The 13,049-nt window shown below is 35.8% G+C and carries 12 protein-coding genes; 4 read left to right on the forward strand and 8 right to left on the reverse strand.

What is annotated here, in order from left to right; all coding sequences use genetic code 11:
- Positions 1–46: 46 nt before the first annotated feature.
- From SFA27_RS23160 to SFA27_RS23170, 3 genes are all read right to left on the reverse strand, one after another.
- Positions 47–1,822: a hypothetical protein gene (locus SFA27_RS23160; RefSeq protein ID WP_407295231.1), complete on the reverse strand. Its 1,776-nt coding sequence runs from the start codon at positions 1,820–1,822 to the stop codon at positions 47–49.
- A gap of 295 nt (positions 1,823–2,117) precedes the next feature.
- Positions 2,118–2,684 (reverse strand): hypothetical protein, encoded by a 567-nt coding sequence (locus SFA27_RS23165; RefSeq protein WP_407295234.1) that lies wholly within the window; start codon positions 2,682–2,684, stop codon positions 2,118–2,120.
- A 173-nt stretch (positions 2,685–2,857) separates the two neighbouring features.
- Positions 2,858–3,496: a 4'-phosphopantetheinyl transferase family protein gene (locus tag SFA27_RS23170; RefSeq protein WP_407295236.1), complete on the reverse strand. Its 639-nt coding sequence runs from the start codon at positions 3,494–3,496 to the stop codon at positions 2,858–2,860.
- Positions 3,497–3,734: 238 nt separating this feature from the next.
- Between SFA27_RS23170 and SFA27_RS23175 the strand changes: the two genes are divergently transcribed.
- Positions 3,735–4,238 (forward strand): superoxide dismutase family protein, encoded by a 504-nt coding sequence (locus SFA27_RS23175; protein WP_047377901.1) that lies wholly within the window; start codon positions 3,735–3,737, stop codon positions 4,236–4,238.
- Between the two features lie 52 nt (positions 4,239–4,290).
- Here SFA27_RS23175 and SFA27_RS23180 read toward each other — a convergent pair whose 3' ends face one another.
- The gene (locus SFA27_RS23180) at positions 4,291–6,420 is read right to left on the reverse strand and encodes a carboxy terminal-processing peptidase (protein ID WP_047377902.1); all 2,130 of its coding nucleotides are present in this window, start codon (positions 6,418–6,420) and stop codon (positions 4,291–4,293) included.
- A 343-nt stretch (positions 6,421–6,763) separates the two neighbouring features.
- Between SFA27_RS23180 and SFA27_RS23185 the strand changes: the two genes are divergently transcribed.
- A complete protein-coding gene (locus SFA27_RS23185) occupies positions 6,764–6,934 on the forward strand; it encodes a lmo0937 family membrane protein (RefSeq protein ID WP_047377903.1) in 171 nt (56 codons plus the stop codon).
- A gap of 403 nt (positions 6,935–7,337) precedes the next feature.
- Positions 7,338–8,126 carry a 5'/3'-nucleotidase SurE gene (gene surE, locus SFA27_RS23190; RefSeq protein WP_047377904.1) on the forward strand — a complete coding sequence of 263 codons (789 nt, stop codon included), beginning with the start codon at positions 7,338–7,340 and terminating at the stop codon, positions 8,124–8,126.
- A gap of 57 nt (positions 8,127–8,183) precedes the next feature.
- On the opposite strand, the gene SFA27_RS23195 is transcribed toward surE, so the two are convergent.
- From SFA27_RS23195 to SFA27_RS23205, 3 genes are read right to left on the reverse strand one after another with little or no spacing between them, the layout of a single operon-like run.
- Positions 8,184–9,587: a radical SAM protein gene (locus SFA27_RS23195; protein ID WP_047377905.1), complete on the reverse strand. Its 1,404-nt coding sequence runs from the start codon at positions 9,585–9,587 to the stop codon at positions 8,184–8,186.
- 10 nt (positions 9,588–9,597) lie between these two features.
- The gene (locus SFA27_RS23200) at positions 9,598–9,834 is read right to left on the reverse strand and encodes a hypothetical protein (protein WP_047377907.1); all 237 of its coding nucleotides are present in this window, start codon (positions 9,832–9,834) and stop codon (positions 9,598–9,600) included.
- Positions 9,831–10,574, reverse strand: a complete 744-nt coding sequence (locus SFA27_RS23205) for a prolipoprotein diacylglyceryl transferase (protein ID WP_264519429.1) — start codon at positions 10,572–10,574, stop codon at positions 9,831–9,833. The genes SFA27_RS23200 and SFA27_RS23205 overlap by 4 nt, the downstream gene beginning before the upstream one ends.
- 61 nt (positions 10,575–10,635) lie before the next feature.
- On the opposite strand from SFA27_RS23205, the gene SFA27_RS23210 reads away from it, so the two are divergent.
- Positions 10,636–11,676 carry a GMP reductase gene (locus tag SFA27_RS23210; protein WP_047377909.1) on the forward strand — a complete coding sequence of 347 codons (1,041 nt, stop codon included), beginning with the start codon at positions 10,636–10,638 and terminating at the stop codon, positions 11,674–11,676.
- A gap of 51 nt (positions 11,677–11,727) precedes the next feature.
- On the opposite strand, the gene SFA27_RS23215 is transcribed toward SFA27_RS23210, so the two are convergent.
- Complete coding sequence (locus tag SFA27_RS23215) at positions 11,728–13,047, reverse strand: DUF6056 family protein (protein ID WP_407295240.1); 1,320 nt, start codon at positions 13,045–13,047, stop codon at positions 11,728–11,730.
- Positions 13,048–13,049: the final 2 nt, after the last annotated feature.

Raw genomic sequence — 13,049 nt, forward strand, 5'->3', positions numbered from 1 at the left:
CAACAATGTTGGCGGCCATCAAATAATCATTTATTTTAAATTTTACTTATTCTTTGATACAACGAACTGAGCTTCCCTGTGCTGTTCCTGAGCTTGAAACACCATGTTCTCCAAATTCTGAAATCTGGAAGATATCACCGGACTGGCCGGACGCTCCACTTCCCCAATAGAAGCCGCTGCTTCCTGAATAAGATGATGATATCGTTCCAAATGAAGCATCACGTTTTCCTGCCGCAGGAAAAGCCAGTTTGCTGGAAGCTGCCGCATTAATTCCACCACCTAATCCTAAAGGTTTAACTGCTGCTATATAATTAGTTAGCTGAGCTGCTGAAGGAACTTTAAATCCTTTAGGACAAGGATTATTCGGAGCAGATCCATTCTGCCACAATGTACCATCTGCTGTTACTCTCCAGCCTCCACCTGTTCCAATAAACCTGGTATCTGTTGGATTATCGGTTGCTGTTGGATTAACTGTTGGATTAACAGGTGTTCCTGCATTATTTGCAGTCCAAATCATTAACTCATGCCCATCTGGTTTTCTTCCCCATTGGAACATTGATCCATAAGCTTTAAAATCTTTAGGTCCGGTTGCCTGCTGAGCAATACTGAAGTTTGGACTGTTAGTATTGGTATAATCTGCTCCAAGGTTATTGTTTAACCATGTATAGCCATCTTCAGCCTGAACAGGAAGATAAAGGAAATTATGTCTGTTATTGGATCCTCCTGCGTCAGTCATACCAAACATTTTATCTGGAATACCAGGTAGAATACGAACATCATAATTTTTTGAAGCTCCGGTATTATTAGAAGGGAACTGGAACCTTGCCATTAATACTCCAAGATAGTCATTTCCTATTCCTGCATTAATATCCAGTTTTTTGGCATTCAAAGTTCCCCCTATAGCTGTAAGCTTTGCTTTTATTGATTTAGTATTAGAATCATAAGTCTGTGCTGCCCATGAAAGTGTAAGTTGTCTGGAAATTCCATCTTCTGTAAGATTAGCAGGAACCGTTGTTGTTGAACTCCACGCGCTAAGAGAACCAGTTCCTGTAGTGGTAACAGGAATAAAAATGTCCAGTCCTGACGTAGGAATGAAACCTTGATAATCTGCCAGTTTATCCAGAACACCATCTGCCGCTACAGGTCTGGCAGTTGTAGCAGGTCCTGTAGGCTCTGTATAAGGAGCATAATCATTATCATATACTGAACCTATAAAATATATTCCTTCCTGGACAGTAATTGTGGGAGGAATTACCGGAGTTCCGTTATTGACCGGAAGAGAAATTGCAGAACAAGTACTTCCATTTACAGTAATATTAAATACTGCAGGACTTGCACTCACCGGAGTTCCTAATACATTAAACTGTAAAGTGCCATTTCCTATCACAAAATTACCCGGAGCTAATGTAGCAGTTAATCCATTGGCCTGATAAACTTGTGAAGTATAAGCACTTCCGTCACCTCCTGTATAAGGAATTGTTAATGTCCCTGTATATGGTTGATTCTGAGTTGCGGAAGCAGGATTAAATACCGCAGATGAACATACTAATGTAAAAGAAGAGCTTTCTTTCCAGAAACATTGTGACCAGGCACCTCCCTGAAAAGCTTTTACACATTGCTCTGATACATCATAGATTAGCATTCCGTTTACCGGATTATTAATAGCCCCTGTATTGGGAACTCTGTTTAATAATAAACTCTTATTCTTAGATCCCAGTTCGAGATCTGCACTTAAATTAGGATTAGGTTGATTAATCCCTACCTGAGCAAAGGAAAAAGTACTAATACTAAGATAGATAGGTAATAATAACTTTTTTTTCATTTTAAATTTTTGTTGTGTTTAATAAAATTTGTCTATATAAATATTCTTTATTGAAGTTGTAATAAAAATAAAGAACAGCAAATTCCAGTAAGCAGATTCAAAAAGTGTCTGTATAGTTGCAAGATAAAATAGAGAAACCTTGTATAAATTAGAGTATTGGCGGTTTTTATAACAGTTTAATTTATAATTGATAAACAAAACTGTTATGAATTCCAATTACCATAGAATACACAGAAATTACTTAAGAAATACGCTGCAATGGTTTGAAACTGGTCATCTGGAAATACCTAATATATTATTTTGAAGTAACAGAACAAGAAGTTCCTGCAGCAGTTACATTAAATGTAATATTGCCGGTCCGGTCCGGAGTTCCTGTAATATGGTATAGTAAACTTCCGCTTCCCATGGCAAATCTTCCAGTGGGTAAAGCAGCGCTCAGTCCATTGGCCTTAATAGATTGTGCCTCATAAGTTTCTCCGTTCCCACCTGTGTAGGGAATCGTCAGTGTACCATTGAAAGCTTGTCCGGCAACAGGACTTGGAGAAATAGTAGCGGAGGTACAAGATAAAGAAACAAGGCTATTAAGAGCTTTTTTTCCACTTAACCCTTTACCCAGGCATTTGGACCATTTGCCTGCCTGATATGCTTTTACACATTCTTCGGACAAATCATAGATCATCATACCATTAACCGGATTTGCAACTGAACTGGTGTTGGGAACTCTGTTTAAAAGTAGTGTTTTGTTGTTTGATCCCAATTCAAGATCAGTGCTGGCATTGGGGTTGTCTTTTTTGATACCCACTTGTGCAAAAGAAAGCACACTGAAACAGCATGTAACCAGCAGAAATACATTTTTTTTCATTTTTGTCTTGTGTGTTTAAAATAATTTTTTTTCTGCGAGTAAAGATATATGTTATTTTGGATTCTCCAAAGAAAAATGCACAAAAAAAACAACATTAATCACCACACAATGATTTTATTAGGTTAAAAAAATACTGTAATACAAGCACATATAGTAAAAAAAATTTAACCCATTTAAATTTCAAGATATTCAATAAAAGGCACTATGTTATTTATTTTGATGTCATTTGAAGCAATACAACTACAGTAATTTTTATCAATAAAAATATCTTTTGTAAAGAATTTTTCACCGTTAATGAGAGCTTCATTATTTGAGACATCAAAGGAATCTAAAGGGATCATCATTCCATCACCATGTGCTTTTATAACAGCCTCTTTTGCAGTCCAATAGGCAAAAAAACTCTTGATCCCGTCTTCTGCCTCATTAATTTTTTTAAACTCATTAGTGGTCATCTGAAATTCAAAATCAAGGTAGTTTATAGAAGTATCGAAAAACTCAACATCAATTCCCACAGGAAATTCAGCAATGATACAGGCAACAAGATCTTTGGAATGAGAAATGTTAAAGTATACAGGATTCCCTTTTAAATAAGGTTTATTATTGGAATTAACCATAATTTCTGCATCAGAAATATCATAATAGGTTCTCAAACCCTGCAGTAACAAAATCTTTCCAAGCAAAGAAAGCTGTGCATCCTGCCATCTTCTGTATCTCAGAATATCTCTTTTAATATCCTCAGAAAAAACAGGCAGATACCGGTCAATGAGAGACTGGTGCTTTTCTTCGCTGATGAGTGTATATAGAATAATCATTTTCTATTTCTTCTTTTAATACGTGAGAGTAATAATTACTTTCACGTTAAAAATAAGTTTTTTTACCCTTTTTAAAGCAATTACCCTTTCCCGTTCAAAAATTGCAGAATCTGAGGCTGAAACGTATGGAATTTCGGATTTACTGCGCAGTATGTTTTTGAAAAAAGACTGAAATCATAAAGCGCTTTGAAAAATCTTTCATAATTTAGGGGTAAAATCACTATAAATCATTTAAAAAATGAAAGTACAAACATTAGCATTATTGGCAGGGTGTGCATTTTTAGCCGCTTCATGCGGAACTACAAAAATGTATTCTGTAAACGCCAAAAGCGGAACACAAACAGGAGGAACAGCGAAGTTTACCCAAAATGGAAATGAGGTAACCATGAAGCTGGATATCACCAATCTTACTCCTGGAATCCATGCAGTACACATTCATGAAAAAGGAGACTGCTCTGCAGCAGACGGAACTTCTACCGGAGGCCACTGGAATCCTTCCAAGAATGATCATGGTAAATGGGGTGCTGAACATTTCCATATGGGAGATATAGGAAACCTGGTTGCTGATGAGAGCGGAACTGCAACATTGACCTTCAAGACAGACAAATGGTGTCTGGGCTGTACAGATGAGTCTAAAAACATCATCGGAAAAGGTCTTATTGTACATGCTGCTGCAGATGATTTCCATACTCAGCCAACCGGAAATGCAGGAGGAAGAGTGGGATGTGTAGAAATTAAATAATCCCGTTACTCAATAAAAAAACCGCTAATTTTTATTAGCGGTTTTTTTATGTTTAGGATTTAGCTCCCATATCTGATACAATATTCATTGCTTCCTGCAGGTAAAGATCTTTTTTCAGATTCTTGATCCACATTTCAGATTTTTTCTTGAAAGCTTCATCTTTTTTCTCTCTTTCAACTTCACTTGGATACATGATGAACTGAAGTCCGTTCTCAAATTTAGTTAAAGCCTTGAACTTTTCAATCTGAGACTTTCTGTTCTTCATCAGTTCATTGAACTTAGTGATATTCAAAGTAATATTTTCTTCCTTGTCCAGTTTTTCTCTCCACTGAGCAGACTCTAATAACAACTGATAATTGCTGTTTTTAGCCATTCTGTCTGCACTTGCTTTTTCCAGCGCCTGAATGTTGAAATAGTTCAGTTTCTGGAATTTTGTAGGTGGAATTTTATCCCATGCCAAAGCATAGTCATCATATCGCTCTCCTACTTCAGCATAGGTAAAGAAGTCTTTCATCTGGATATCAGAAACAATTCCTTTTCTCTGTGTAGATTCTCCGGTAATTCTGTAGAACTTCTGGATAGTCAGTTTTAAAGATCCGAAATCATCCTCCGTGTTCAGGAATCTGTTCAGATCAACAAAAGTCTGCACGGTTCCTTTTCCGAAAGACTGCGGAGATCCGATAATCATTGCTCTTCCATTATCCTGCATTACGCCTGCAAGGATTTCTGAAGCTGAAGCAGAAAGCTCGTTTTGCATAATCACCAATGGACCTGTCCAGATAGGAGTTTCATTTTTATTTTTAAGAGTCTGAATTTTCCCGTTTCCGTCTTTCACCTGAACGTAAGGACCTGCTTCCATGAAAAGCCCCATAATATCACCTACTTCAGTTAAAGAACCCCCTCCATTATTTCTAAGGTCAAGAATAATTCCCTGAATATTTTGTTCTTTCAGCTTAATGATCTCATTCTTAATATCATCCGAAGCATTTCTTCCTTTTGCATTTTCAAAATCAGCGTTAAAGCTTGGAAGGTTGATGAAACCATATTTCTTTCCATTTGGAGTATTTACTACAATACTTCTTGCGAAAGTATCTTCAATAGCGACTTCTTCACGGATCATTGTTACATCCTTGATCGTTCCGTCCTTTTTCTGAACCGTCAGTGTTACCGGAGTTCCTTTCTCACCTCTGATCAATCGTACTGCTTCATCAGAAAGCATTCCTACCACATTTACAGCATCTTCTTTCGGTTTAGATCTTACTTTCAGGATTTTATCACCTTCTGAAAGCTGTTTAGATTTCCACGCCGGTGCACCAATGGTAAGAGCTCCCAGATAAAGATTTCCTTTTTTCTCCTGGATCAAAGCACCAATACCGATTACTTTTCCTGTAAACTGAGTATCAAAATCTTCTTTATCTTTTGGTGAATAATAATTGGTGTGTGGATCGAATACTTCTGTGTAAGCGTTCATATACACGGTAAACCAATCCATTTTCTTTCTCTTTTTGAATCGGGTAAAGGTATCTTTTACAAGATCTTTTACTTCATCAGTCGCTTTTTTGATCTTTTCGTCCTGAGTAAGAGGCTTAAACTTGATTGTATCTTTCAGCTTATATTTCTGAACAGAGTCTTTCTTTTCTTTCTGAGCCTCTTCTTTACTGTTCATCGACTCTACTTCCTGTAGGATGTTGTACTTGATGAATTTTTTCCACTCATTATACTGTTCCTGCTTATTGGCTGGTACCTTTTTGAGTTTCGGCTCAAGGGTAAGGGTTTCATCTTCCTGAAGATTGATTGGCTTACTGAAAATATCCTGTGTTATTTTATCAATCTCATCCACTCTCTGGTATAGTCTGTCAATCGTAAGCTTATAGAATGTAAGATCACCCTGGCTGATATAGTCATCAAGCTTTGTTTCATGCTTGTTGAATTCATCCATGTCAGATTGCAGAAAATATCTTTTCGCTGGATCTACCAATTCGAAATAATGCTTATAAACGTCCTTCGAATAGGCATCATTGATAGATTTGGGGCTATAATGCAGATAAGAAAGTGTGTTTTTTACGCTCACCATTATCGTCTGCATCTTTTCATCGTCATTCTTTGGCGAGTTGAAACAAAACATCAGACTGGTTAATGGAATAAGAAGTAAAAATTTATTCAGTTTGAAATTTTTCCACATAAACTGTCTTTATTTATTAATTTTTTTAAAATAAGTATAATAATTAGTAGCAGTAAGTTTGGTACTGTTACAAATGATCAAATTTAATACCTTATTTGCAATTATCAGAAAGTTTTGAACATTTTTATTAAATAGATTCGCAAATAATAATAACAGTGTTAGCCATTTCCTATTATCAGGCAGTTTAGCTCCAAAATGCAGTAATTATCATTCTGTTTTCAAGGAAGATCCCCAATTTTATTTCTCACTGAAAACTAAAAACAGATACCACAAAAATGAATTTCAAGGCATAAAGGCACAAAATATGCTGATATTTAACCAGATAACTTTAAAATGTAACGTCATGAGAAGTTTATTATGGTTAATTGCAGTCATCTGCATCGTTGTTTGGCTTTTAGGAATGTTAGGAATAGTTCCGGGCATCAGCACGGGTTATTTGATTCACGTTCTACTGGTCATTGCCATTATTGTTATTCTTTATAACATCATTACAGGCAGAAAACCTCTTGATTAGTTTATTATTTTGTACAACCACTTAAATTAAACAACCATCAGGCTTAGCAGGTGCTTTTAAGCTAAACGGTATCAGATTCTGTTTGAAAAAGCATCTGTAAAGTACTGAGGTTATTAATGAAACAGAAATTGCAATTTGGGGAACCTGAAATTAAATCAATGCATTAATTTTTCTTAATTCCTAATTTATTTTCTAAACTTTAATTCTCCTTTTTCCATTCCCACAGCCCCATTTTATAATAAAAACAAGGCAGCCTCTATTCTGAATCCAGAAAAATTAATAATAAAACAGCTGTTTTATTACGTCTTATTTTTACCTACATTTGATGTGTTGAAAATCTATTTGTTCAATTCTAACATGAACAAATTCACCCTATTTGAATAAAAAATATTAAAGATAATTTATGGAAAGACCGCTTATTCTGGTTACTAATGATGATGGAATTACAGCTCCTGGTATCAGAAATCTTATCAGTTTTATGAATGAAATCGGAGAAGTAGTTGTTGTAGCACCCAACTCTCCTCAAAGTGGAAAAGGCCACGCTATTACCATTAATTCTACCCTAAGCTACGAAGAAGTTACCCTGGAAGGTCCGCAGATTGATTTTTCATGCAGCGGAACCCCTGTAGACTGTGTAAAAATGGCTCTTGATAAAATTCTGAAAAGAAGACCTGATATTGTAGTTTCAGGCATCAACCACGGAGCCAACTCTTCTATTAATGTGATCTATTCGGGAACGATGTCAGCTGCTGTAGAAGCGGGGGTAGAAGGAATTCCTGCAATTGGATTCTCATTACTGGATTTCAGTTGGGAAGCTGATTTTACGCAGGCTAAAGAATTTATTCAGAATATCGTAAGAAGAACCCTGGAAAACCCAATGCCAAAAGGTATTGTACTGAATGTGAATATTCCTAAACTTCCGGCTGAAGAAATAAAAGGAGTAAAAGTATGTAAACAGGCTCACGCAAAATGGGAAGAAAGCTTTGATGAAAGAATAAACCCACATGGTAAAAAATATTACTGGCTAACTGGTTATTTTAACAATATGGATGATTCTGAAGATGCTGATGAAACAGCTTTGGCTAACGGATATATTTCCATTGTTCCGGTAAAGTTTGACCTTACGGCATACGAATACATGAAAACATTAGAAGAGGTGATGACCTTTGAAAATGTGAAAGAAGAAAAATAAATATCAGAAATTAAAAGTAAAAAAAGCGTGAAATTTGATTTCACGCTTTTTTATGTATTAAAATAATACTTTATCTTCTTTTCTAAGTTCTTCGAGGTAAGCCTTTTTTTCATCCCTATAGAAAAGGTTCATGGTTTCAAAAGGAATTAACTTCAAGTCTTTATTCACAATATGCACACAGGACTTTTTTACTGCCCGTACATCAAAATCATGAGCATCCATAAAGTTCATAATAATAATTCTAAACAGGTTATCATAATCAAGATCCGGGGCACAAACTTCCGGAAGACAGCATAGTAACTGATTTACTTTGGGCTGTACCTTATCTACAGAAATCCCGGTACTGAATATATCCAGCAGCTGCATATGCAGTCCTTTATCCTGTTCGTAAACGATGGTATTTCTTGATTCATTATTCAGAAGATCTGCAGGATTTATATACCTGGTCAAAGGAATCGTCTCGTCCTGTAATTTTAAAATATATCCCATAGCCAGGGAATCCGGGTTACATGGAACCGGGATAATATCATCAGAGTTTAGTAAAGGAAACTGATTGATTATTTCCTGTCTCACCTCAGTTAAAGTAATCTTTTCATGAGCAGAATCTTCCCGGTTTCTTCCCGCAATTTCAACAGGCTGGAACGTGATTCCCCTCACACATTTCTGTTTCAGGGCAAATTCTATAATTTTTCCAATTTCATCAATATTTTTGCCTTTTTGAAGGACAATAACTAATGTAGTGGAAAGATTAAGCTCATTGAGTTTTTCCAACGCTTTCATTCTTACAGCAGTAAGATCCTTTCCCCTAAAGTCTTCCAGTACCTCCGGTTTAAATGAATCAAACTGAAGGTATATTTCAAACTCAGGAGCATAGGTCGCCAACTGTTCAGCAAATCCCGGATCATTGGCAATTCTGACTCCATTGGTATTCAGCATGAGATGTTTAATCGGTTTCGACTTTGCAATATCCATAATTTTGAAAAACTCCGGATGAATCGTAGGTTCTCCCCCACTGATCTGAACTACATCCGGCTCACCTTCATTCTTTACAATAACATCAAACATGGCTTCAATTTCTTCCAGACTTCTATGACTTCCATAATGCGGAGAAGACATCGCATAACAGGTAGGACAAGTCAAATTACAACGATCTGTAACTTCTACGATAGAAAGACAACTATGCTGCTCATGGTCTACACAAAGCCCGCAATCATAGGGACATCCATATTCTACATCAGTTCCGAAATGAAGAGGCATTTCTGAGGCTTTATTATAGTTTCTTATGTTTTTATAATAAGGTACATCAGAAGCTATTTTTGTTTTAAAAAAACCATGATCGGGACATCTTTTGGTCATAAAAACAGCTTCATCCTCAATAATAATCTTAGCACCGACTCTTTTAAGACATTCCGGACAAAGACTGATTGTATAATCGTAATAGGTGTAATTTCTTACTGGCATAGCAAAAAGTTTAAATTCCTCCTCCGCAAATATAACCACTGATCAATCCACAGACCAGAAGGCAGATAAGCATTGTTTGGATAAATTGTTTTTTAGTGAATTTTCTGTCTCCCTTCCTTTCATATATCATTTTTGTGATAACAGTAACGATAAGGGAAAAAACCACGGCTACCAAAATAATCACTCCAATAATCATTATGACTACACCCGCCAGATTTCCTACTTCCAAAATAGTTAAGGTTTTCATTTTAAATATAAAGTTTTGGTGTTTACAGTATAAATATAGTAAATAATAACACAGATACAGACAATTTGAATCATCCCAAGGTTTCCTACGATCTCAACTCTTGGTTTTATAAAATCTAAAAAGAATCTGAAAGTAAAATAGCTGAGCATAAACAATTGAAAAATAAAACCGGAAGGATACTTTTTAAGATTTTGAATATATTTTAATCCTATCCAAAGAAAAATTAAAAAGGCTATTTCATACAAAGCAACGGGATGTCTGAGATATTGGTCGCCAAGATGCATTCCAAAAACAGAATCAGTAGGAATGCCATACGTTTCTTCATCAATTCCGGTAAGGAAACACCCTATCCTGCCTATAATAATGGCAAACATCAAAGGAAAAACAATAAGATCTCCAGTACTTTCTTTATGATGTACAATCTTCTTGGCAAGCTCCACACCGAGTAAGCCAAAGGCCAGACCTCCGACAATGGTATTATTTGACCAAAATTTTTTAATACTAAAATTCTCAAATAGCGTATAAGGACTTTCCAGATTGCCAATCAGCTTGGAACCTATCAAAGCGCCGGCAGTGGCTCCTATCAAAACGGCAGCAGAGGTATTGAAAGAAAGCTTTTCTTTGGACTTGCGTTTCAGATAAAAATAATATCTCATCCCCAAAAACATTCCGCCAGCCTCAAAAAGTGGATGTGCAAGAATTGTTTTACCGAAAATATGAAATGTTACAGGAAAATCCATTATTTCAAAAATACACTATTTCATATTATTCACTACCTTTATTCTGACAAATAATTACAAAATGCGTATAGAATATGACATAAAACTGGGGTTCAAGGATGTAATGTTCCGTCCCAAACGTTCTACTTTAAAATCAAGATCAGAAGTTGATTTACAGAGAGAATTTACTTTTAAACATACTAAGAAAAAATGGACAGGTGTTCCTGTAATTGCCGCCAATATGGATACCGTAGGAACTTTTGAAATGGCGGTAGAGCTGGCAAAAGAAAAAATCATTACAGCTATTCACAAACATTATTCTCCAGAACAGTGGGATCAGTTTCTGCAGAGCCAGCCTGAAAGTATTCATCAATATATTGCTTTAAGCACAGGAACGGGAAAGGCCGATGAAGAAAAAATAAAACTGATCCTTGAAAAACATCCAAAAATCGAGTTTCTCTGCATTGATGTAGCCAATGGTTATTCTGAGCATTTCGTTGGATTTGTGAAGAAAGCAAGGGCAAATTTTCCAGATAAAATCATTATCGCCGGAAATGTCGTTACAGGAGAAATGGTGGAAGAGCTTCTTCTCGTGGGTGCTGATATCATAAAGGTAGGTATTGGCCCCGGGTCTGTTTGTACTACCAGAGTAAAGACAGGAGTTGGCTATCCTCAGCTTTCTGCTATTATTGAATGTGCTGATGCCGCTCATGGTCTGGGAGGTCATATTATTGCTGACGGCGGATGTAAAGTTCCCGGCGATGTTGCAAAGGCTTTTGGAGGTGGTGCAGATTTCGTAATGCTGGGCGGAATGTTTGCAGGTCATGATGAAAGTGGCGGAGAAATGATTGAGGAAAATGGTAAAAAATACCGCCTTTTCTATGGAATGAGTTCCAAAACAGCAATGGATAAGCATTCCGGAGGGGTAGCAGAATATCGTGCTTCCGAAGGAAAAACAGTGAAAGCAGCCTATAAAGGGCCTGTGGCAGACACCGTAAAAGATATTCTGGGAGGTGTAAGGTCTACCTGTACTTATGTAGGAGCTTCAAAACTTAAAGAACTTTCCAAGAGAACCACTTTTATCAGGGTTCAGGAACAGGAAAATCAGGTTTTTAAAGACTAGAAATAAAAACATAACAAAAGGCTTTAGAATTATGATCTAAAGCCTTTTTATTTATTCTTTTGTTCTTATATATTTCTTGTTAAAATATTTTTGAAGCTGGTCATTTACATAGGTTTCCTGTTCTTTTTCTGAAGCCATTTCATCTATATATAAAATTCTCGGAACCACTTTTATCTTATCTACAACAACAGAGTCCTGAGAAGAATTTTTGATGATATCTATTCTTTCATTCATCTCTCTTTCATATTCCTTAAGATCTGTATCCAGAAGTTCCATGACTATATTTTCACCATTAAAATCAATATTAAAATAAGAATACTTTTCCGGAAAAATTTTAAGTTCAGGAAGAAAAATAATGAGAAGAGAAACCCACCAGATCTTTTTAATTTTTTCAAATTTAAAATACAGTAACAGTGAAAAAGTAAGCAGAAAATAAAAGAGTATACTTTCAAACTGTCTTGCAATAGAGGTAAGAATATAGCTGGTAAATAACAAAGGAATCAGTGAGACAGACCAAAATAAAACAGCTTTTTTAAATGTAATCTGAGCAGTGATCTTTTTGAGTTCTTCTTCAAAAACTTTTATAAATAATGGAAGTACAGCAATAACTTTTAATCCTACATAAGCCGTGTCAGCACCAAAAAGAGCAATTCTTTTCAACCATTTTACCATTCCTCTTTCCACCTCTCCCATTCTGTTGAAGTTTCCTGGTGCAAGAAAGCATACAAGTAAAAATATTGTTCCTAACAGTACCAGAAACAAGTTTTCTTTATCACGCTTCTGATAATAATTGACTAACAGAAGACCTTCAAGAATCAATGCCAGAATTTCATTAGATCCCATCAGAATGATGATCAACAAAGCCGAAAGGTAAAACCATATTTTCCGTTTTGTATCCTCATACTTTTTGAAAAAACAAAGTAAAATCCCCGATAAAATAACAGGAACGAAATAGACATTGGACCCTGTAATCCAGAAGTAATGCTCTGGTAAGCTTACAAGAAGTACGGTATAAAAGAAAAACAGAAGAAACCCTTTTTTGAGGGATTCTTTCGGAGAATAGCTGAAATATTCTTTAAAGTTTAATGCAGAAACTCCGATAAAAGAGAGCATTAAGAAGACAGGATATATTTTCGGGAGGATATTGTTACTGTCATAAAAAACAGGATTAAACATATTAATTGAGTATCCGAAATATCTTCCGCCCCAATTTGTATAGGTATCTGTAAAACTTTGCAGTAATCCTGATTTTCTGGTCGTATAGGACCAGAAATAATCATCGGTCTGATATACATTAAAAAAACTGATGTATGCCAGACCGATGATTAGTAATATCGACAAGAATAATATTATATTCTGTACCTTTTTCATTT

The organism is Chryseobacterium sp. HR92, assembly GCF_045689405.1.
GTDB classification, from domain to species: Bacteria; Bacteroidota; Bacteroidia; order Flavobacteriales; family Weeksellaceae; genus Chryseobacterium; species Chryseobacterium viscerum_A.